This window comes from Massilia sp. LjRoot122 (assembly GCF_964252725.1).
Taxonomy (GTDB): domain Bacteria; phylum Pseudomonadota; class Gammaproteobacteria; order Burkholderiales; family Burkholderiaceae_D; genus Telluria.
The window spans coordinates 4,601,481-4,621,098 of sequence record NZ_CAXUPB020000001.1 but is presented as its reverse complement, the minus strand read 5'-3'; the positions used below and the strand labels follow the sequence as shown (position 1 = coordinate 4,621,098).

The 19,618-nt window shown below is 64.4% G+C and carries 19 protein-coding genes; 10 read left to right on the top strand and 9 right to left on the bottom strand.

What is annotated here, in order from left to right; all coding sequences use genetic code 11:
• The first annotated feature begins 49 nt into the window (after window positions 1–49).
• Window positions 50–733, top strand: a complete 684-nt coding sequence (locus ACSQ25_RS20275; RefSeq protein WP_436107467.1) for a pentapeptide repeat-containing protein — start codon at window positions 50–52, stop codon at window positions 731–733.
• 17 nt (window positions 734–750) lie between these two features.
• Here ACSQ25_RS20275 and ACSQ25_RS20270 read toward each other — a convergent pair whose 3' ends face one another.
• Window positions 751–1,887, bottom strand: a complete 1,137-nt coding sequence (locus tag ACSQ25_RS20270) for a PilT/PilU family type 4a pilus ATPase (RefSeq protein ID WP_436107466.1) — start codon at window positions 1,885–1,887, stop codon at window positions 751–753.
• Window positions 1,888–1,896: 9 nt separating this feature from the next.
• Window positions 1,897–2,940, bottom strand: coding sequence for a type IV pilus twitching motility protein PilT (locus tag ACSQ25_RS20265; RefSeq protein ID WP_436107465.1), 1,044 nt, complete (start codon window positions 2,938–2,940; stop codon window positions 1,897–1,899).
• Window positions 2,941–2,995: 55 nt separating this feature from the next.
• On the opposite strand from ACSQ25_RS20265, the gene ACSQ25_RS20260 reads away from it, so the two are divergent.
• Window positions 2,996–3,700, top strand: a complete 705-nt coding sequence (locus ACSQ25_RS20260; protein ID WP_436107464.1) for a YggS family pyridoxal phosphate-dependent enzyme — start codon at window positions 2,996–2,998, stop codon at window positions 3,698–3,700.
• Between the two features lie 9 nt (window positions 3,701–3,709).
• Entirely contained in the window at window positions 3,710–4,525 is an 816-nt protein-coding gene (gene proC, locus ACSQ25_RS20255; protein ID WP_436107463.1) for a pyrroline-5-carboxylate reductase, read from the top strand.
• Between the two features lie 36 nt (window positions 4,526–4,561).
• Here the strand turns inward: proC and ACSQ25_RS20250 are convergent, their stop codons facing one another.
• The 5 genes from ACSQ25_RS20250 to ubiA all read right to left on the bottom strand — a co-directional run bounded on the left by ACSQ25_RS20250 (window position 4,562) and on the right by ubiA (window position 8,895).
• Complete coding sequence (locus tag ACSQ25_RS20250; RefSeq protein WP_436107462.1) at window positions 4,562–6,769, bottom strand: S8 family serine peptidase; 2,208 nt, start codon at window positions 6,767–6,769, stop codon at window positions 4,562–4,564.
• Between the two features lie 237 nt (window positions 6,770–7,006).
• Window positions 7,007–7,309, bottom strand: coding sequence for a hypothetical protein (locus ACSQ25_RS20245; protein ID WP_436107461.1), 303 nt, complete (start codon window positions 7,307–7,309; stop codon window positions 7,007–7,009).
• On the bottom strand, window positions 7,299–7,676 hold the full coding sequence (locus ACSQ25_RS20240) for a phage holin family protein (protein ID WP_436107460.1): 378 nt from the start codon (window positions 7,674–7,676) through the stop codon (window positions 7,299–7,301). The genes ACSQ25_RS20245 and ACSQ25_RS20240 overlap by 11 nt, the downstream gene beginning before the upstream one ends.
• Window position 7,677: 1 nt before the next feature.
• On the bottom strand, window positions 7,678–7,998 hold the full coding sequence (locus ACSQ25_RS20235; RefSeq protein WP_436107459.1) for a DUF883 family protein: 321 nt from the start codon (window positions 7,996–7,998) through the stop codon (window positions 7,678–7,680).
• A 42-nt stretch (window positions 7,999–8,040) separates the two neighbouring features.
• Window positions 8,041–8,895, bottom strand: coding sequence for a 4-hydroxybenzoate octaprenyltransferase (gene ubiA / locus ACSQ25_RS20230; protein WP_436107458.1), 855 nt, complete (start codon window positions 8,893–8,895; stop codon window positions 8,041–8,043).
• Window positions 8,896–9,035: 140 nt separating this feature from the next.
• Between ubiA and ACSQ25_RS20225 the strand changes: the two genes are divergently transcribed.
• On the top strand, window positions 9,036–9,491 hold the full coding sequence (locus ACSQ25_RS20225) for a YaiI/YqxD family protein (RefSeq protein WP_436107457.1): 456 nt from the start codon (window positions 9,036–9,038) through the stop codon (window positions 9,489–9,491).
• Between the two features lie 696 nt (window positions 9,492–10,187).
• The gene (locus tag ACSQ25_RS20220) at window positions 10,188–10,943 is read left to right on the top strand and encodes a PEP-CTERM sorting domain-containing protein (RefSeq protein ID WP_436107456.1); all 756 of its coding nucleotides are present in this window, start codon (window positions 10,188–10,190) and stop codon (window positions 10,941–10,943) included.
• A gap of 48 nt (window positions 10,944–10,991) precedes the next feature.
• Here the strand turns inward: ACSQ25_RS20220 and ACSQ25_RS20215 are convergent, their stop codons facing one another.
• Window positions 10,992–11,933 (bottom strand): hydrogen peroxide-inducible genes activator, encoded by a 942-nt coding sequence (locus ACSQ25_RS20215; RefSeq protein ID WP_436107455.1) that lies wholly within the window; start codon window positions 11,931–11,933, stop codon window positions 10,992–10,994.
• Between the two features lie 174 nt (window positions 11,934–12,107).
• Between ACSQ25_RS20215 and ACSQ25_RS20210 the strand changes: the two genes are divergently transcribed.
• From ACSQ25_RS20210 to ACSQ25_RS20200, 3 genes are read left to right on the top strand one after another with little or no spacing between them, the layout of a single operon-like run.
• Window positions 12,108–13,295, top strand: coding sequence for a PilT/PilU family type 4a pilus ATPase (locus ACSQ25_RS20210; protein ID WP_436107454.1), 1,188 nt, complete (start codon window positions 12,108–12,110; stop codon window positions 13,293–13,295).
• A gap of 10 nt (window positions 13,296–13,305) precedes the next feature.
• The gene (locus tag ACSQ25_RS20205) at window positions 13,306–13,779 is read left to right on the top strand and encodes an adenylyltransferase/cytidyltransferase family protein (protein WP_436107453.1); all 474 of its coding nucleotides are present in this window, start codon (window positions 13,306–13,308) and stop codon (window positions 13,777–13,779) included.
• Window positions 13,780–13,794: 15 nt separating this feature from the next.
• Window positions 13,795–14,631: a metallophosphoesterase gene (locus ACSQ25_RS20200; protein ID WP_436107452.1), complete on the top strand. Its 837-nt coding sequence runs from the start codon at window positions 13,795–13,797 to the stop codon at window positions 14,629–14,631.
• A gap of 220 nt (window positions 14,632–14,851) precedes the next feature.
• Here ACSQ25_RS20200 and ACSQ25_RS20195 read toward each other — a convergent pair whose 3' ends face one another.
• On the bottom strand, window positions 14,852–15,574 hold the full coding sequence (locus tag ACSQ25_RS20195) for a FadR/GntR family transcriptional regulator (RefSeq protein ID WP_436108114.1): 723 nt from the start codon (window positions 15,572–15,574) through the stop codon (window positions 14,852–14,854).
• Between the two features lie 146 nt (window positions 15,575–15,720).
• Between ACSQ25_RS20195 and ACSQ25_RS20190 the strand changes: the two genes are divergently transcribed.
• Together ACSQ25_RS20190 and ACSQ25_RS20185 are read left to right on the top strand one after the other, a co-directional pair.
• A complete protein-coding gene (locus tag ACSQ25_RS20190) occupies window positions 15,721–18,420 on the top strand; it encodes a TonB-dependent receptor (protein WP_436107451.1) in 2,700 nt (899 codons plus the stop codon).
• A gap of 39 nt (window positions 18,421–18,459) precedes the next feature.
• Window positions 18,460–19,614 carry a mandelate racemase family protein gene (locus ACSQ25_RS20185; protein ID WP_436107450.1) on the top strand — a complete coding sequence of 385 codons (1,155 nt, stop codon included), beginning with the start codon at window positions 18,460–18,462 and terminating at the stop codon, window positions 19,612–19,614.
• Window positions 19,615–19,618 lie beyond the last annotated feature (4 nt).

Below are 19,618 nucleotides of genomic sequence, written 5' to 3'. Positions count from 1 at the left end.
AGCGCGCCGGACGTGTATCCTGTCCGGCCGAACCGTCGTAACGCCTCGTATGTCCCGCCAGACTACCCACTTCAGCGACGCGCCCACGCGCGCCGCGATCGACCATTCCCTCGCATCCGGACACCTGCTGGTGTTTGAAGACTGCGATCTCTCCGGCGCCGACCTGTCCCGGCTCGACCTGCAGGACAGCGTCTTCAGCAACTGCCTGCTGGCCGAGACTTCCTTCTATGCCGCGAAGCTGGGCCGCACGCGCTGGCAGCGCTGCCGCGCCGGGCACGCCGACTTCGAGTCGGCCGACCTGGTCGACGCCTCCTTCGCATCCTGTGACCTGAACAACAGCAGCTGGCGCCGCGCGCGCCTGGCCTCGGCCGCCTTCCGCAGCTGCAAGCTGACCGGGGCGCAGTTCGAAGAGACCGGCCACCTCGCGCTCAGCTTCGAAGACACGCTGCTGGTCGGCGCCGACCTGCGCCGCATGTCCTTCCGCAAGGCGCAACTGGTGGGGCTGGATTTCGCCGGCGCCGACCTGTCCGGCTGCGACTTCCGCGACGCGGTGTTCGAAGGAGGGAGCCTGCGCGATGCCCACATCAAGGACACGCGTTTCGACGGGGCGGACCTGCGCGAGGCGGACCTGGGCGGCCTGAAGCTGGCGAATGCGAAGCAGTTCGCAGGTGCCACCATCTCGGCGCGCCAGGCGGCCGAGATGGTGCGGGCGATGGGATTGAACGTGGCCTGAATTCTGCCGGCGGGGCCTCAGACGATCCCGAGGTGATCCATCCCGCTCGAGAAATCGCGGTTCTTCGCGTGCTTGCTGTTGAGCTTGATGTTCAGGCGCAGGTCGTTCACCGAATCCGCATTGCGCAGCGCGTCTTCATACGAGATCTTGTCCGCCTCGTAGAGGTCGAACAGGGCCTGGTCGAAGGTCTGCATGCCCAGTTCGCGCGACTTCTTCATGATCTCCTTGATCTCGTGGACGTCGCCCTTGAAGATCAGGTCCGAGATCAAGGGGGAGTTCAGCAGGATCTCCATCGCCACCACGCGGCCCTTGGCTTCCTTCTTCGGGATCAGGCGCTGCGAGATCAGGCCCTTCATGTTGAGCGACAGGTCCATCAGCAGCTGCTGGCGGCGTTCTTCGGGGAAGAAGTTGATGATGCGGTCGAGGGCCTGGTTGGCGCTGTTGGCGTGCAGGGTGGCCAGGCACAGGTGGCCGGTCTCGGCGAAGGCGATCGCGTGCTCCATGGTTTCGCGGTCGCGGATCTCGCCGATCTGGATCACGTCCGGTGCCTGGCGCAGCGAATTCTTCAGCGCCGCCTCGAAGCTGTCGGTGTCCACGCCCACTTCGCGCTGGGTGATCACGCAGTTGCGGTGCGGGTGGACGAATTCCACCGGGTCTTCGATGGTGATGATGTGGCCGTAGCTGTTCTCGTTGCGGTAGCCGACCATCGCCGCCAGCGTCGTCGATTTACCCGAGCCGGTGGCGCCGACCATGATGACCAGGCCGCGCTTGGTCATGATCACGTCCTTCAGGGTCTCCGGCAGGTCGAGGTCTTCGAACTTCGGAATGGTGGTGGTGATCACGCGCAGCACCATGCCGACGCAGCCCATCTGCATGAAGGCCGAGACGCGGAAGCGTCCCAGGTCGCCCGGGCTGATCGCGAAGTTCGACTCCTTGCTCAGCTCGAAGCCGGCCGCCTGCTTGTCGTTCATGATCGCACGCGCCAGGTCGGCGGTATGGGTGCCGCTCAGGGCCTGGCTCGAGACCGGCGTCATCTTGCCGTCGATCTTGATCGCCGGCGGGAAGCCGGCCGTGATGAACAGGTCCGAACCGCCCTTGCTGGTCATCAGGCGCAGCAGGTCGAACATGAATTTGGATGCCTGGTCGCGTTCCATCGCTGTTCCTTAACCGGGGAAGTTTTCGGGGATCTTGGCGGCGCTGCGGGCGGCGGCGCTGGTGATCACGTTGCGGCGCACCAGGTCGGTCAGGTTCTGGTCGAGCGTCTGCATGCCGACGCTGCTGCCGGTCTGGATGCTCGAGTACATCTGGGCGATCTTCGCTTCGCGGATCAGGTTGCGGATCGCCGGGGTGCCGATCATGATCTCGTGGGCGGCGACGCGGCCCGCGCCGTCCTTGGTCTTGAGCAGGGTCTGCGAGATGACGGCCTGCAGCGACTCCGACAGCATCGCGCGCACCATCTCTTTTTCTTCGGCCGGGAACACGTCGACGATACGGTCGATGGTCTTGGCGGCCGAGGAGGTGTGCAGGGTGCCGAACACCAGGTGGCCGGTCTCCGCCGCCGACAGCGCCAGGCGGATGGTTTCCAGGTCGCGCAGCTCGCCGACCAGGATGCAGTCCGGGTCTTCGCGCAGCGCCGAGCGCAGCGCGTTGTTGAAGGACAGGGTGTGCGGGCCGACTTCGCGCTGGTTGATCAGGCACTTCTTGGAATCGTGCACGAATTCGATCGGGTCCTCGATGGTGAGGATGTGGCCGTACTCGTTCTCGTTGAGGTGGTTGACCATGGCCGCCAGCGTGGTCGACTTGCCCGAGCCGGTCGGGCCGGTCACCAGCACCAGGCCGCGCGGCTTGAGCGCCAGTTCGGCGAAGATCTTCGGTGCATTCAGCTCTTCCAGCGACAGGATCTTCGATGGAATGGTACGCAGCACCGCGGAAGCGCCGCGCTCCTGGTTGAAGGCGTTGACGCGGAAGCGCGCCAGGCCGGGGATCGCGAACGAGAAGTCGCACTCCAGCACTTCTTCGTACTGCTTGCGCTGGCCGTCGTTCATGATGTCATAGATCATGCCGTGCACGTCCTTGTGCTCCAGCGGCGGCAGGTTAATGCGGCGCACGTCGCCATGCACGCGGATCATCGGCGGCAGGCCGGCCGAGAGGTGCAGGTCCGAGGCCTTGTTCTTGACCGAGAAGGCGAGAAGTTCCGAGATGTCCATTTATAATCCTGTGGCGTGCGTAGGGCACTCAAAATATTTCCTATAGAAAATCATTATGTCCATAATCGCCGAGAACTTGCAAGCTGTCGAAGCGACAATCGGGGCCGCTTGCACATCGAGCGGAAGGGCGAGGAACGCGGTGGATTTACTGGCTGTGTCGAAGACCTTCCCTGCGGAAGCCGTGGTCGAAGCGATGGCCGCGGGCCAGCGCGCATTCGGCGAAAACTATTTGCAGGAAGCGCTCGACAAGATGCAGGAAGTGGCGCGCCTGCAACCAGATACGCCCATCAGCTGGCATTTCATCGGCCCGATCCAGAGCAACAAGACGCGGCCGATCGCGGCCAGCTTCCAATGGGTGCACACGGTGGAACGCCTGAAGATCGCCCAACGCCTGTCCGAACAGCGCCCGCCCGAGCTCGGCCCGCTCGACATCTGCCTGCAGGTGAACATCAGCGGCGAGGCCAGCAAGAGCGGCGCGACCGAGGATGAACTGCCGGACCTGGCGCGCCAGGTTGCCGGGCTCCCGAACCTGCGCCTGCGCGGCCTGATGGCGATTCCCGAAGCGAGCAGCGACCCGGCGCAGCAGCGTGCCGCATTCGCGCGCCTGCGTGTCCTGTTCGACAAGCTGCGCGCCGACGGCCTGCCGCTCGACACCCTGTCGATGGGCATGTCCGGCGACCTCGCCGCCGCCGTCGCGGAAGGCGCAACCATCGTCCGCATCGGCAGCGCCATCTTCGGCGCCCGCCATTACGAGCAATAAAGGAAAAGAATGAAAATTGCATTTATCGGCGGCGGCAACATGGCCACGGCCCTGATCGCCGGCCTGGCCGGCCAACTGACCGGTGCCGGCAGCCTGCACGTGGTGGACCCGAACGCCGAGGCGCTCGAGCGCCTGGCCAGCCAGTACGGCGTGAGCACGGCGGCCGCCATCGACGTCCAGGTCGGCAGTGCCGACGTGGTGGTGCTGGCGGTGAAGCCGCAGCAGATGCGCGAGGTCGCGGCCAGCCTCAAGCCGCTGCTCGGCGCCCAGCCGCTGGTGCTGTCGATCGCGGCGGGGATCCGCATCGCCGACCTGTCGCGCTGGCTGGGTGGCTACACCCGCATCGTGCGCTCGATGCCGAACACGCCGGCCCTGATCGCCATGGGCATCACCGGCATGGTGGCGCAGGCCGAGGTGGACGAGGTGCAGCGCCAGGCCGCCGACAAGGTGATGCGCGCGGTCGGCCAGACCGTGTGGCTGAAGGACGAGAACATGATCGACCCGGTGACGGCGGTCTCGGGCAGCGGCCCGGCCTATGTGTTCTACTTCCTGGAAGCGATGCAGCAGGCGGCGCGCGAGATGGGGCTGGATGCGGAGCAGGGCAGGCAGCTGGCGCTGGCCACCTTCACCGGCGCGGCCCAGCTGGCGGCGCAGTCGGGCGATCCGGTGGACGTCCTGCGCCAGCGCGTGACCTCGAAAGGCGGCACCACGCATGCGGCCATCACCAGCATGGAAGCGGCGGGGGTGAGGGAAGCGATCGTCGCGGCCATGAAGGCGGCCGCGGATCGTGGGCGCGAACTGGGCGAGGAACTCGGGAAAGACTGAAGCGATGCCGGCGCGCGCCGGCATCGCCTTGTCTTCTTATTTACGTCCGATCGTCAGCTGCTTGACCGCCTGCTGTTCGCCGTTGTCGACCGCGCGCACCTCTACCGTCCACGGGCCCTTGCCCGACATGGACAGCGCCTTCGTGAACACCAGCGTATCGCCCCGCTGGACGAAGGCCGACTTGTCGAAGCTGTGGATCAGCTTGCCCGTGCTGCTCAGGACCCGCAGGCCCGCCGTCGCCACGCTGGCGATGCCATTGCCGTCGGCGACCTTGGCGTTAATGGTCACCGGCTGGTCGCCGCTCACCTTCGTGGCGCTGGCGCTCAGTTCCGCGGTCGGCGGCACATTGTCCGGCACCGTCACCGCATACTTGCCGGTGTAGGCGGTCGCGAGCAGGTTGACGCGGCCGTCGACGCGCACATGCCACTCGCCCGGCGTCGGGAACTTGACCTCGACCGCACGGTATTTCTGGACCGTGGTCAGGCCGGCCGACTGGGCCGCGAAACCGGTGCCGGTGGCCGGGTCGACGCCCGGCGCGTACAGGCTGATGTACAGGTTGTTCGCTTCCAGGTCCCAGCTGGCGTCGGCGGACAGTTTCATCGCGCCCGGTTCGACCGTGATCTTGTGCAGGCCGTAGCCCACATTGGTCTGGAAGGAATTGAGCGTCGCCGTGCCGGCATAGCTGCCTTCCATCACGCGCACCGGTCCCGGGTTGTAGCGCACCAGGTCGTCCGCCGTTACCGCAGTCGGGATATTGCCGGCATTGACCGCGTCCACCGCCTTGCGGGCGTCGACGAAGCCGGCACCGGCGTCGTGGGTGTCGTAGCCGCTCATGACGCTCTTGTTGGCGGTGACTTCGAGCAGGCGGATCACGTCGAGCGGCGCCAGGCGCGGGCCGCCTTTCACGTCCTGGGCCTGGTGCACCAGGGCCGCGATGCCGCTCACGTGCGGGGTCGCCATCGAGGTGCCGGAGGCGGCGCCGTAGTTGGTGCCGCTGGTGGTCATCGGGTGCACCGGGTTCTGCGCGGAGACGATGTTCTCGCCCGGCGCCACGATGGCCGGCCGGTCGATGCCGAGCGGACGTGCGGCGTGGTCCCAGGCCGCCTGTTCCTCGGCGCTGGCGGCCAGGAAGAGCTGCAGGTTGGCCAGTGCCAGTTCGCGGTCATGGTTGCCGTCCGGGCGGCCGCGCGACGAGAAGTCGGCCATGCCAAAGGCCTTGTTGGTGGCGCCGATGCCGAGCGCGTACGGCGCGTTCGAATAGGGATTCATGGTGTTCGGGCTGGCGCCGTCGTTACCGGCCGCGAAGATCGACAGGATGCCCTGTTCGAAAGCCAGGCGCGAGGCGACGTTGGTGGCCTGGTTCGGGTTGAACGGGCCGTAGCTCGAGCTGCCCCAGGAGTTGCTGAGCACCCGGATGTCGGCGACGCCGTCGCGCTTGCTGGCAATCACGTGGTCGTAGGCTTCCAGCGTGAAGGGCAGGTTGATGCCGGCGCTGGCGCCGTAGCTGATGATGGTCGCCTTGGGCGCCATGCCGCGCAGGTTGCCGTCGGAGTCGATGCCGGTGCCGGCGATGGTGCCGATGCAGTGGGTGCCGTGGCCGTATTCGTCGGTGTTCCAGTGCGTGCCGAGGCCGTCGATGTGACGCTCGACGATCGCGGTCTCGACGTCGATGCCGTTCGGCGTCAGCGACACGTAGACCTGGGTCGGGTCATTGCCCAGCGCGCCCGCCACCTCGTAGTTCTTCCTGACGTTCCCGAGGTCCGGATGCAGGCCGTCGGCGCCGGTGTCGATGATGGCCACGGTCACGCCGCTGCCGTCCAGGCCGAGCACGCGCTGCACTTCCTCGGCCTTGGTCATCACGCGGCCTTCGGCGTTGAACAGGCGCTGGGTGCGGCTCGGCTCGATGAAGCGGACCTCGCCCCAGCCGGCCACCTTGTTGATCTCGTCCTTGGTGAGCAGCATGCGCGCCATCGGCAGCACCTTGTAGGTCTTGAACTTGCGGCCGAGGACGGACAGGCGCTGTGCGCTTTCCTTCTTGTCGAACACGACGATGACGTCGTAGTAGACATTGGCGAGCTGCTTGCCCAGTTCGTCTGCGAACAGCCTGTCGATCTTGGCTGCGACAGGGACGGCGGATGTGCCGGGCAGCAGGCTTGTTACGGCGGCATTGGCGACCGGGCCTTGTGCGCCCAGTGCCATGACGAGTGCTGCGACGAGTGCGAAACGACGACGGGATGTACTCACGAATTGCTCCTCCTGATCTGTTTATTGGTTTTCAGGTGCTTGGGTAGAACACGGCATTTCCGTGTGCCGCCTGATGAGTATTCCGGGAGGAATGTCAATCCGTCAAAGGTGCATACATACGTTTGTAAATATTTTTTTTGGGCGTGCGAAACCGTTGCGTTTGCGCGAATTTTCAATCGTGCGCGCCAGGGTTTCTGCTATATGGATGAGCTGGCCGGGCGGACCGCCCGGCGCCCTTTAATGAATTTCGAAGCCCTTCCACCTGAGCACAGGCAGGAGCTTCTGGGCGAACTTGTAAGCGGAAACGGCCGCCGTAATGCTGCCGACTGCCCATTTCGGCTTGGTGATGAACAGACCGGCCGCCACGCCGGCCACGATCAATGCGGTCTTCTGGTGCCGCGCCGCATAGGCCGGGATCAGCCCCAGGGTCTGCGGCGAAGAGAGCATCGCCACCTCCTGGGCCACCAATGCGCGCTGGTCGGCGCACCTGGCCACCAGCGCCTCGCGGCGCGCCGCCAGTTCCGTGGACTTAGAGGCCATCGGCGTGCTCTCCCTTCAGGGCCGCCGCGTCCTTGCGCAGTTCCGCCAGCGTGGCCGGCAGCATCGGCGGGCGCGCGGCCAGGCCGGCGCGCAGTTTCATGGCTGCGAAGGCGGTGCCCAGGGCGAACAGGACCGCCATGCCGCCCACGGCTGCGAGGCGGTGGGTGTCCCAGAACAGCACCAGCACGAACAGGATGACGAGGCCCAGCGTGAACAGCCCCAGCACCGCGGCCGCCAGGGCCCAGGCGAGGTAGCCGATCAGGCGCTGCGTGCCTTCCTGGAGTTCGATGGCGGCCAGCTCGAGGCGCGTGCGCGCCAGGTCGAGCACATTGGCTGCGATCCGCTTGAGCCCCGCCGTGATGCTCATCTTAGCGGCGGGCGATCAGCATGCCGATCACGACGCCGACCGCGGCGCCCAGGCCCACCGACTTCCATGGGTTCTCGTGGACGTAGTCGTCGGTGACGCGCGCCGCTTCCTTGGTCTTCTCGACCACGGTCTGCTGGTATTCGGACAGGCCTTCCTTGGCCGAGGCCAGGGTCTGCTCGAACTTGGCCTTGGCGGCCTTCAGCTCGTCGCCGGTCAGGTGCCCACCGTTGCGCAGCCACGCTTCGGCGTCCTGGATCACGGTCTTCAGATCCGACATCAGTTGTTCGCGGGTGCCGGTTTGGGTAGGGATCTTTTCCATCATGGTGGGCCTCGTTAAGTAGGAAGGAATGCTATTTGTGCAATATTACCGCATTGCATAGTCTAGCGCGACACCGCTGAACAGTGCAGCGCCAAGCCAATTGTTGTGCCGGAAAGCCTTGAAGCAGTCCATGCGGTCGCGGTGGCGGATCAGGGTGTAGTGGTAGAGCGCGATGCCCGCCGCGACCACGATGCCGCCCACGAACCACCAGCGCAGGCCCAGGTACCAGCCGCACACCAGGTCGATCGCCAGCGCCGCGCCGTAGCACAGCATGACGGCGGCCACGTCGAAGCGGCCGAAGGTGATGGCCGAGGTGCGGATGCCAATTTTCAGGTCATCGTCGCGGTCGACCATGGCGTACTCGGTGTCGTAGGCGACGGCCCAGAAGACGTTCGCCACCAGCAGCCACCAGGCCACCGCCGGCACCGTGTTTTGCACGGCGGCGAAGGCCATCGGAATGCCGAAGCCGAACGCGATCCCGAGGTAGGCCTGCGGGATGGCGAAAAAGCGCTTGAAATAGGGGTAGGTGCCGGCCACCACCAGCGCCGCCACCGACAGCTGCTTGGTCAGGGCGTTCAGCGGCAGAATGAGGAGAAAAGACAATAGCGACAGTACCGCCGCCACCATGACCGCTTCCCAGCCGCGGATCTTGCCGCTGGTGAGCGGGCGATCGACGGTGCGCTTGACGTGCTTGTCGAAGTCGCGGTCGGCGTAGTCGTTGATGGCGCAGCCGGCCGAGCGCATCAGCGCCGTGCCGAGCACGAAGATCGCCAGCACCAGCATATCCGGCACCCCGCCGGACGCCATCCACAGGGCCCACAGGGTAGGCCACAGCAGCAGCAGGATACCGATCGGCTTGTCGGCCCGGACCAGGCGGAAGTAGAGCGCCAGCTTGTTCATGGATCGTCGCGTCTTGTCAGGCAAGAACTGTTGAGCAGAAGACAGGGATTCTAAAGCCTTTTGGCGGAAGTCGCGGCATCGCGTTTCCAGGCTGGAAACTTGCCAGTACAATCGGCTTTCCGACAAGCTCTCTACTGAATATGCACATCTGGGTCGATGCCGACGCCTGTCCTGCCGTGATCAAGGACATCCTCTTCCGTGTGGCCGAGCGCCTGCAGCTGGAGGTCACGCTCGTGGCCAACCAGCTCATCCGCGTGCCGGGTTCGCGCTACATCCGCGCGCTGCAGGTGCCGGCCGGACCCGACGTGGCCGACGCCGAAATCGTCGCGCGCGTGAACAGCGGCGACATCGTCGTCACCGGCGATATTCCGCTGGCGGCCCAAGTGTTGGAGAAGGGGGGATTGCCGCTCAATCCGCGCGGCGAGTGGTACACCAAGGACACCATCGCCCAGCAGCTGACGATGCGCGCCTTCATGGAAGAGCTGCGCGGCAGTGGTGTGGATACCGGCGGGCCGGCTGCGTTCAGCCAGGCCGACCGCCAGAATTTCGCGAATGCCCTCGATCGACAATTGGCGCGGATACGCGCGGGCGGTTGAGCCTGCCGCTGTCGCAGGTATTGTCGCGGTCGGAAAACTTTACAGTTGTGCTAGCGTTTCTGTGAGCTGCGGCGCCTTCATCCGAGCGTGACATTGTCTTGACGTCAATAATATTCTTTATCAGAAGAATAAATTATTGACGGCATTGCGGCCCAAGTACTTCTGCAACGGTGATAGGCATTTTTGCGCTATCGAAACAGGGTAAGAATTTCGTCTGCACTGGGCACGCTACAGTGTCGCCCTCATCTCCCTCGCGACGGTTCAGTTATCTACGATAAATCCGGATGCCTTGACACTGTCGAGGATTCTCCAGTTACGCTCATCTTTTCCATGCAGTCATTTTTTCATCAAAGAACTACCAAAAGTCACTATTCATAAAGAAACTTTCCGCTAGTTATTTGTTCCAAATGTGACTTGCGGTGATAAGTTTTCGAGTGTAAATGGCTTTGCTTAAGGCAAGAATGCCGGTTTTTGTCGACAAATATTACACTTGCTCCCCAGTGTATTTACAGATCGCTTAACAATCAGTTACTTAGACTTGTGGTATGCGACTTGCTTAAGTGGTTGAGGCTAGTCCAAACCATTCGAATCATCTGTAATGAGGAAAATTGTTCCAAACAGAATCTTGTTTGAATGATTTTTTTCTTTCCGGCGGCACCAGGCCGTACCTGGTTCTGATTTTTAACTGGGGGATTTATGAAAACGTCATTGCTAAAAGCAGCCCTGGCTGCGGCAGTATTCTCTGCCGCAACTCCGGCCTTCGCAGAATTAATCTATGTAACAGGCGAGCAGGTTCCGGGAACCGGGCTTGGCGCGGTTTCCACGGTCGTTACCGTACAAGACAATGACACGCCAAATGGTAACGGGACCGAATCCGGTTGCGTGACCTACGCTGGTAATGTGAACAATCCTACGTTTACCTGCACGTTCGGTCTGCAAGGGGGTGACAACACGTCGGGAAACGCCGGCAGCAATCTTTACTTGCTCAGTAATCTGGACGGTCTGGAAAGTGCTGGCCAGCTGGGTTTCGTCGTCAACATCAGTGAAGGATCAAGTGGAGGCGTTCCCAATTCAGCCGAGCTGACCGACCTCTACCTCAGCCTGTACAACCTTGATACGAACACTACCCAGTACCATCAATACCTCGGACCGAATCTGGTGCTGAGTGATTCGGGCGGCATCGGACAGTCGGGCACCCACTTCTTCGTCCTGGACGATGCACAGGCGGCCGCTGCGGCTGCATTCTGCGATGGCGACCTGAGCCGGTGTGTCCTGGGTGGCGGTATCCAGTTCCTGTTGCAGACCACGGAGGCCACACCGGAGACCGTCTACGTGGGCGCCTTCGACCGTCCTCCGGTCGACATGCCTGAACCGCTGTCGCTGGCGCTGCTTGGCGCAGGCCTGGCAGGGATGGGCGTGGTACGCCGCAGGGGGAAGCCAGCCGGCCGCTGATGCGAGCCACGGGCACCGGAACCCAGGGTCCCGGTGCCCATCATCGATTCACGCAGCCGCTTCGAGCGTCACCATCTCCACCCCCGGCAGTTTGCATTCGGCCACTGCGCCGGCCACCGCGTCGATCGCCGCACGGCGCGTGAAACTCTTGCGCCAGACGATCACGACCCGGCGCGAGGGCGCCGGATGGGCAAAGGGCACATAGGTCAGCAGGCCGTTGGGGTCGTGCATGTCGGCCACCGAGGCACGCGGCAGCACGGTCAGTCCGATGCCGCTCGCCACCATGTGGCGGATGGTCTCCAGCGAGGAACCTTCGAAGGTGCGCTGCATGCCATTGCCGGGCGACGAATAGCGCGCCATCTCCGGGCACACTTCCAGCACCTGGTCGCGGAAGCAGTGGCCCGCGCCCAACAGCAGCATGGTTTCCAGTTTCAGGTCGTCGGCCGGGATTTCCTTGCGCTTGGCCCAGGGGTGGGAGCGCGGCATCGCGACCACGAAGGGCTCGTCGTACAGGGTCTGGATCGACATGCCGTGTTCCGGCAGCGGGAGCGCCACGATGGCGGCGTCGAGCTCGCCCTGGCGCAGCAGTTCGAGCAGCTTGTGGGTGTAGTTCTCTTGCAGTACCAGCGGCATCTGGGGCACGGTGTCGATCAGTTTCTTGACCAGCGGCGGCAGCAGGTAGGGGCCGATGGTGTAGATCACGCCAAGCCGCAGGGGGCCGGCCAGGGGATCCTTGTTCTGCTTTGCCAGTTCCTTGATGGCGGCGGTCTGCTCCAGCACGCGTTCGGCCTGGGCCACGATCTGCGCGCCCAGCGGGGTGACCGAGACCTCGGAACCGCCGCGCTCGAACAGCGTCACCCCGAGTTCGTCCTCGAGTTTCTTGATGGCGACGGAAAGGGTGGGCTGGGCGACGAAACAGGCTTCGGCGGCGTGGCCGAAGTGCTTGGCGCGCGCGACGGCGACGATGTATTTCAGCTCGGTCAGTGTCATAGGTTTATCTGGGCCCAGGATGTCACGGCTGCATTGCCGTCCATCCTGACACAATGTTGGTATTTAGTCAGCCAGGATTTCAAAAAATAGAACGATGCGGGATGCATGGCCGGGGAATCTTAGCCTATATAATTGCCGGGCAGGATTTTCACCCGCGTTCTCGAGAGGTAAGCCATGTCGTCCACCTTCGGCCCGGCGGAAGCCCAGGCCTATATCCACAAGCTGCTGACGGTCATGCACCACCAGGGCGGTTCCGACCTGTTCATCTCCAGCGATTTCCCGCCCAGCATGAAGCACCAGGGCGCCATGAAGCCCCTGAGCCAGCAGCGCCTGTCCGGCGAGGTCACGCGCGCCCTGGCCCTGTCGCTGATGAACGAACGCCAGCGCGCCGAGTTCGAGGCCGAGATGGAATGCAATTTTGCGATCTCGCTGCCGGGCGTGTGCCGCTTCCGCGTCAACGTTTTCGTGCAGCAGCAGAGCGTGGGCATGGTGGTGCGCACCATCGCCTCCGAGATCCCGAATTTTGAAAAACTCGACCTGCCCGAGGTGCTGAAGGACGTCGTCATGACCAAGCGCGGCCTGGTGCTGGTGGTCGGCGGCACCGGTTCCGGCAAGTCCACCACGCTGGCGGCGATGATCGACTACCGCAACAGCAACTCGGCCGGCCACATCATCACCGTGGAAGACCCGGTCGAGTACGTCCACAAGAACAAGAACTGCCTGGTCACGCACCGCGAGGTCGGGGTGGACACGCATTCCTGGCACAACGCCCTGAAGAACACGCTGCGCCAGGCGCCCGACGTGATCCTGATCGGCGAGATCCGCGACACCGAGACCATGGAGCACGCGATCGCCTTCGCCGAGACCGGCCACCTGTGCCTGGGCACCCTGCACGCGAACAATGCCAACCAGACCCTGGACCGCATCATCAACTTCTTCCCGGAAGAGCGCCGCAACCAGCTGCTGATGGACCTGTCCTCGAACCTGCGCGCGGTGGTCTCGCAGCGCCTGGTCCGTACCGAGGACGGCAAGGGCCGCAAGGCGGCGATCGAGATCCTGCTCAATACGCCGACCATCGGCGAGATGATCCTGAAGGGGAACTTCCAGAACATCAAGGAGATCATGCACAAGTCGCGCGAGCTCGGCATGTGTACCTTCGACCAGGCCCTGTACGAGCTCTATAACAAGGGCTACATCGGCTACGACGAAGCGATCCGCAACGCCGACTCGGCCAACGGCCTGCGCCTGCAGATCAAGCTGTCGGGCGAGCGCAAAGGCCCGGGCGAAGGCGGCGCCAAAGCCACCGAGCTGTCGATGCAGATCGAGGAAGAACCGGAAGACGACGCACCCACCACCACGTAAAAAGAACCGTATGCCTGCATTCGAAAACAAGATCTGCACGCGCGCCGAGCTGGCGCAGCGTATCGCCGCACTGCCCAAGCCGGTGGTGCTCACCAATGGGGTGTTCGACATCCTGCACCGCGGCCACGTGACCTACCTGGCGCAGGCGCGCGCGCTGGGCGGCTCGCTGGTGGTGGCCGCGAATACCGACGCTTCCGTGAAGCGCCTCGGCAAGGGCGACGACCGCCCGCACAATACCCTGGCCGACCGCATGGCGGTGCTGGCGGCGCTGGAATCGGTCAGCCTGGTGGTCGACTTCGACGAGGACACCGCGCTCGAGGTGGTCTTGGCGTCGCGCCCGGACATCTATGCCAAGGGCGGCGACTACGACATGACCCGGATTCCGGAAGGGCAGGCGGTGCTGGCCTATGGCGGACGCGCGGTGGCCATCGATTTCGAGCACGACCGCTCGACCACCAGGCTGGTGGCGAAGATCCGGGGCTGACACCAGGAGAAGCGCATGCTGATCGCACAAGTCACCGACCTGCACCTGCATGCGGATGGCGGCCACCCGAACCTGGCGCGCTTGCATCGCGTGCTCGATCACCTGGCCTCCCTCCAGCCGCGGCCCGATCTGCTGGTCCTGAGCGGCGACCTGGCCGACGACGGGGCGCTGGAGAGCTACCGGCACCTGCAGGCGGCGCTCGAGCGCTGGCCCGGCCCGCTGCGCATGGCGCTGGGCAACCACGACAGTCGCGCGCATTTCCGCGCGGTGTTCGGCGACAGCCATGTGACGGAAGGCTTCGTCCAGGGCTGCAGCGCGCTCGGCGGACTGCAGGTGCTGGTCCTCGACAGCCTGGAGGACGGACGCCATGGCGGCGCGTTCTGCGACGCGCGCGCACAGTGGCTGCGGGCGGTGCTGCAGGGCATCGGCGCTGCACCGGTATTGGTTTTCATGCATCACCCACCCGTCGACGTCGGCATTCCCTGGATCGATCCGGGGGCAGGGCAGGCATGGATCGCCCGCCTCGACGCCGCCCTGCAAGGCGCGAACCTGGCCGGCATCTGCACCGGCCACGTCCACCTGGGCGGCGTGTTCCGCTGGAGGGGGCGGACGGTGGCAACCTGTCCCTCGTCCTCCTCTGACCTGAGCCTGGTCTTCGCGCCCATGCAGCCCGATGCGCCCGATGGACGGCCGCTGGTGGAGCAGGGCGAGCCGGCCTTCGCCCTGCACCGTTGGAGCGAGGATGGCCTGGCGACGATCTTCGGCCGCTGCCCGCAGCGCGTGCTCGCCACCTGGAATGTGGCAACCCGGCAAATGGTCGCGGACATGTTGCAGGAAAAAATTCCTTCATGACGGGATGAGCGTGGCGCGATTCGCCGCGCCCGCCTTCCTCTGTCAATCCAAGCTCCCCATTTCACGCCGAGCCCGCCTGTTCGTCGCGCCGCAAGCCTTCATTGAATCGATTCAACTAATCAGACGTCTGACGAGTTATCAAGGATTTTTGCGCGTCATTGTGGCGATGAAGCGCGCTGCGCCGGCGGCGCAGCGCGTCGTGGATTCGAAAAGGGAGGGGTCAGGCTTGTGCGGTGGCTTCGGCGGCCCGCCGCAGGCGTTCGCGGCTGTTTGCGAGGTGATTGCGCATGGCTGCGCGCGCCGACTCCGGATCGCGCCGGCAAATGGCGTCGACGATATCCTCGTGCTCGCGCATGAGCCGCTCGATGAACACGGCCGGCGCATCGCGTGACAGGCGGGCGGTCAGCAGCCGGGTGCGCGGCATGAAGTGGCGCCCCAGGTGGTGCAGCGTGTCGTGCAGATAGCGGTTATTCGAGGCATGTGCGATCGCCAGGTGCAGTGTCGTATCGGTCTCGGCGGTGTCTCCGCCTGCGCGGCAAGTCTCCATGAAATCATGCAATGCCGCCTTTACCTGCGCCAGTTGGGGCTCGCTGGCCCGTGTCGCCGCCAGGCCGGCCGCCTCGGCCTCGAGCATGATGCGCAGCTCCAGGATCGCCAGGACGTCCTGCATGGTCTCGATCGAGTTCGGATCGAGTCCCATCCGCTGTGGCGTGGCGCTGACCGCGAAGGTGCCCTTGCCCTGGAATGTCTCGACCATGCCCGCGGCCTGGAGATGGGATACGGCTTCCCGCACGACCGACCGGCTGACGCCCAGCGAGGCGATCAGGTCGGCCTCGGACGGAATCTTCTCTCCCGGCTTGATGCGGCCATCTTCGATCATTCGGGAGACGTGCATGACGACGTCCTGAGCGCGCGAGGGTGGGCGTTTGAATGGGGTGCTCATCATGTTGATCTGCAAAAAAATAATTGTCTGACGACTTGCGTTGTAATTACTGCTTAATTATACTTGGCCGCAAGTCGTCTGATGACTGGTGAGTTAAAGGTCGCCGCAAGAGCTTGGACGAACCCAATAATAACTTTGGAGACAACATGCACAACAACCGCCCTGCATTGCCGCGCAGTCTAGCCTTGTCGTCGATCGCACTCGCGGCCATGACCCTGGCCAACCAGTCGATGGCCCAGCAAACCCCCGCCACCGAGCCGGTGCAGAAAGTCGAGATCACCGGTTCCACCATCAAGCGCATTGCCAGTGAGAATGCCTTACCCGTGACCAGCTTGAAGCAGGAGGACATGAAGAACAGTGCGCTGACCACGATCGCGGACGTGATGACCTCCATGCCGGTCGGCGCCACCAATGTGCCCTCATCCGCCGGGGCGGGCACCAACGTCAACATGCGCGGTATCGGCATCAACCGTACGCTGGTCGTGCTGAACGGACGGCGCCTCGCCAACGAACCCCTGTCGAATGGTTTCGTGAATGTCGACGTGATACCGATGAGCGCACTGAACCGCGTCGAGATCCTGCGCGACGGCGCTTCCTCGACCTTCGGTACCGACGCCATTGGCGGCGTGGTCAATTTCATTACCAGACCGACCTTCGAGGGCGTGGAGCTGACCGGGCAGGTGGTGCAGCCGGAGCGCGCCGGCGGCGGACGCGAATTCCGCGTGTCGGTGCTGGGCGGGAAGGGGTCGCTGGCGCAGGATGGCTGGAATATCTATGCGACGGTGGACCATCACAAGCGTACCGCGCTCGACTCCTCCGACCGCCCGGAGCTGAGCAGCCCCGAACTGCTGGCCAGACTGGGCATTGCCCCCAAGGCGAGCAGCGGCACCTATGCGCAGCCGGCCAACGTCTTTTCGCCCAGTACCAATATTACCGGTAACCCGTATTACGCCTCCGGCTGCACCGCGCCCTACTCGGTGCCGGCGCTGCGCAACACCTGTGCGCTGAGTGCGAACTATGTGCTGGCGCTGCCGGAAAATGCGCAGACCACCTTCTTCAGCAAGGGCAGCCTGCGCCATGGCGGCGACAAGCTGTTCACCGCCGAACTCCTGTACGCACAGGAGCACATCACCACCCAGAGGGCGCCGACGACGAGCGTCGGCTTCAACGGCGCCGTGATGCGGATCACGCCGGCCAGTCCCTACTATCCGGGCGGCAGCGCGGGCGTTCCCGCCATGGCGGGCCTGAACGGCTCGCCCCTCAATGTCTCGTGGAGCGTGGCCGAACTGGGCCCGGCGATCGCCAGGGACGAGCAGCGCAACCTGCGCCTGCTGCTGACCGACGAAGGCCGCGCGCTGGGCTGGGACTACCGCGCAGGCTTCACCTACGCGCGAGGCGAACGCGATTCCTATTTCGTGCAGGGCTACCTGAACGGGCCCAAGCTCAACGAAGGGGTCCTGAACGGCATTCTCAATCCTTTCGGCTTCCAGGATGCGAAGGGGCGTGACTACCTGAAGAACATCTCGGTCGACGGCTGGCAGATTCGTCATACCACCAATCTGTATACCGGCGCCGACGCCACCTTCACGCGCGAAATCGGCCAACTGGGCGGCGGTGCGCTGACCCTGGCCACCGGTGCCGAATTCCACCACGAGAACAACCGGGACCGCTCGCTCGACCACGACATCCTGGTGCCCTACCAGAACCGCATGCCAAGCTATGCGCAGGGCCAGCGCAACGTCGCCGCCGCCTTCGCCGAGGTCGACCTGCCGTTCACCAAGGACCTGGACGTCGGCCTGGCGGTACGCGCCGACCGCTATTCCGATTTCGGCGGCACCGTGAACCCGAAGCTCAGCGTGCGCTGGCAGCCGGCACGGGCGCTCATGCTGCGCGGTTCGGCCAGCACCGGCTTCCGTGCGCCGACCCTGTTCGACCGCTACGGCTACCGCCTGCCCGGGGCGACGGCCATCAGCAGCGCAAGGTGGGACGATCCGAAGCTGTGCCCCGGCATCCCGGGCCGGGCCGGCACCGGCGTCGCCGTGCCCGGCGCCAACCCGCTGATCGTCTGCAATGCCTTCCTGCCGATCCAGCAGGGCAGCAACCCCGAGGTGCAGCCGGAAAAGGCGCGTAACCTGACGCTGGGCACGGTGATCGAACCCATGCGCAACGCCTCGGTCACCATCGACTACTTCGACATCGAGGTTACCGACAGCATCGGCGTACTGTCGCAAAACGCCATCTTCACGAATCCGGCCAAATACGCCGACCTGTTCGTCCGTAACGCCGACGGCTCGCTTGCCTTCGTCAGGAACACGGCGGCCAACCTGGGCGACCTGCGCACCAGCGGCATCGACCTGGGCTTGCAGTACGTGGTCCCGCGCAGTGCCTGGGGCGACTTCCGTTTCAACCTGGACGGCACCTACGTGACCCGCTTCGAGACCCAGAACGAAAAGGGTGGTGCGTGGATCTCGAACCTCGGCCGCTTCGGCTCGGTCGGTTCGGGCAACGTGAGCGCCAGCCCGACCTACACCTTCCGCTGGAAACACACGGCGCGGGTTTCCTGGAGCCGCGGCGACTGGTTCGCCCAGCTCAGCAACTTTTACAACACCGGCTACCATGACCTGAACAACGTGGCGCCCGAGTATCACCGCGACATCAAACCCTACTCGATCTGGAATTCGATGCTGACCTACAAGGGCATCCGCAACACCACCGTGGCCTTCGGCGTGAGCAACCTGTTCGATACCAATCCACCGGTAACGAATTCGAATGCGCTGGGCTACGCAAGCAATGTGTCCAGCCCGATCGGACGCGCATACAACCTGCGCGTCACCTACGGGTTCTGAGCGCGGGAGCCCGCAGATTTTTTTGACAAGAGACCGCATATGAAAATTGAACGCGTACAGGGTACCGTCTTCGAATACCTGAGCAAGCGCTGCACCGACAGCGCCGGCCATTCCCATCCGGGACCGGAACAGCGGGCCAGGCTGGCCATGCTGACCATTACCACCGACGACGGCCACCGCGGCCATGCCTTCGGTCCGGTCGAAGTCATCCGGCCGCACGTCCTGGAAGCGTTCGCGCGCAAGGTGCTGGTCGGCCAGGATCCATTCGACCGCGAGCGGCTGTGGCAGGACCTGGAGCACTGGCAGCGCGGCAGCGCCGGCCAGCTCACCGATCGTGCGCTGGCGGTGATCGAACAGGCCCTGTGGGACCTGGCCGGGCGTGCGCTGGGCGTACCCGTCTACAAGCTGCTGGGCGCCTACCGCGACAAGGTGCCGGCCTACGGCAGCACCATGTGCGGCGACCAGCTGGAAGGAGGGCTCGCCACCCCGGACGACTACGCGGCCTTCGCCGAACAGCTGGTAGGGCGCGGCTACAAGGCCATCAAGCTGCACACCTGGATGCCGCCGGTATCCTTCGCGCCCAGCGTCTCGATGGACATCAAGGCCTGCGCGGCGGTGCGCGAAGCGGTGGGCCCGGACATCGCACTGATGCTGGACGGCTACCATTGGTATAGCCGTACCGATGCCTTGACCATCGGCCGTGCGCTGGAAAAGCTGAATTTCGCCTGGTTCGAGGAAATGATGAACGAGCAGAGCATCGCCTCTTATGCGTGGCTGGCGGGGCAGCTCGACATCCCGATCGTGGGACCGGAGTCAATCTCGGGCAAGCACCACAGCCGGGCCGACTGGGCCGTTGCCGGCGCCTGCGACATCCTGCGCGCCGGCGTGCCCGGGGTCGGCGGCATCGGCCCGACAATGAAAGTCGCCGCGCTCGCCGAAGCCTTCGGCATGGATTGCGAAGTGCATGGCAACGGCGCGGCCAACCTCGCCGTCACCGCGGCGATCAAGAACTGCCGCTGGTACGAGCGCGGCCTGCTGCATCCCTTCCTCGACTACGACGAGGTGCCGGCCTATCTCAACTCGCTGCCCGACCCGATGGACGCGGACGGTTTCGTCCATCTGTCGCAGCAGCCGGGCCTGGGGGAAGACATCAACTTCGCCTATATCGAGGCCAACACCGTGGCCAGGTACTAGACCA

Excerpts from the sequence above, each read along its gene's own strand:
- ACSQ25_RS20275 (WP_436107467.1), top strand. The coding sequence starts at position 50 with ATGTCCCGCCAGACTACCCACTTCAGCGACGCGCCCACGCGCGCCGCG.
- ACSQ25_RS20270 (WP_436107466.1), bottom strand. The coding sequence starts at position 1,887 with ATGGAACGCGACCAGGCATCCAAATTCATGTTCGACCTGCTGCGCCTG.
- ACSQ25_RS20265 (WP_436107465.1), bottom strand. The coding sequence starts at position 2,940 with ATGGACATCTCGGAACTTCTCGCCTTCTCGGTCAAGAACAAGGCCTCG.
- ACSQ25_RS20260 (WP_436107464.1), top strand. The coding sequence starts at position 2,996 with ATGTCCATAATCGCCGAGAACTTGCAAGCTGTCGAAGCGACAATCGGG.
- proC (WP_436107463.1), top strand. The coding sequence starts at position 3,710 with ATGAAAATTGCATTTATCGGCGGCGGCAACATGGCCACGGCCCTGATC.
- ACSQ25_RS20245 (WP_436107461.1), bottom strand. The coding sequence starts at position 7,309 with ATGGCCTCTAAGTCCACGGAACTGGCGGCGCGCCGCGAGGCGCTGGTG.
- ACSQ25_RS20240 (WP_436107460.1), bottom strand. The coding sequence starts at position 7,676 with ATGAGCATCACGGCGGGGCTCAAGCGGATCGCAGCCAATGTGCTCGAC.
- ACSQ25_RS20235 (WP_436107459.1), bottom strand. The coding sequence starts at position 7,998 with ATGATGGAAAAGATCCCTACCCAAACCGGCACCCGCGAACAACTGATG.
- ubiA (WP_436107458.1), bottom strand. The coding sequence starts at position 8,895 with ATGAACAAGCTGGCGCTCTACTTCCGCCTGGTCCGGGCCGACAAGCCG.
- ACSQ25_RS20225 (WP_436107457.1), top strand. The coding sequence starts at position 9,036 with ATGCACATCTGGGTCGATGCCGACGCCTGTCCTGCCGTGATCAAGGAC.
- ACSQ25_RS20220 (WP_436107456.1), top strand. The coding sequence starts at position 10,188 with ATGAAAACGTCATTGCTAAAAGCAGCCCTGGCTGCGGCAGTATTCTCT.
- ACSQ25_RS20215 (WP_436107455.1), bottom strand. The coding sequence starts at position 11,933 with ATGACACTGACCGAGCTGAAATACATCGTCGCCGTCGCGCGCGCCAAG.
- ACSQ25_RS20210 (WP_436107454.1), top strand. The coding sequence starts at position 12,108 with ATGTCGTCCACCTTCGGCCCGGCGGAAGCCCAGGCCTATATCCACAAG.
- ACSQ25_RS20205 (WP_436107453.1), top strand. The coding sequence starts at position 13,306 with ATGCCTGCATTCGAAAACAAGATCTGCACGCGCGCCGAGCTGGCGCAG.
- ACSQ25_RS20200 (WP_436107452.1), top strand. The coding sequence starts at position 13,795 with ATGCTGATCGCACAAGTCACCGACCTGCACCTGCATGCGGATGGCGGC.
- ACSQ25_RS20195 (WP_436108114.1), bottom strand. The coding sequence starts at position 15,574 with ATGAGCACCCCATTCAAACGCCCACCCTCGCGCGCTCAGGACGTCGTC.
- ACSQ25_RS20190 (WP_436107451.1), top strand. The coding sequence starts at position 15,721 with ATGCACAACAACCGCCCTGCATTGCCGCGCAGTCTAGCCTTGTCGTCG.
- ACSQ25_RS20185 (WP_436107450.1), top strand. The coding sequence starts at position 18,460 with ATGAAAATTGAACGCGTACAGGGTACCGTCTTCGAATACCTGAGCAAG.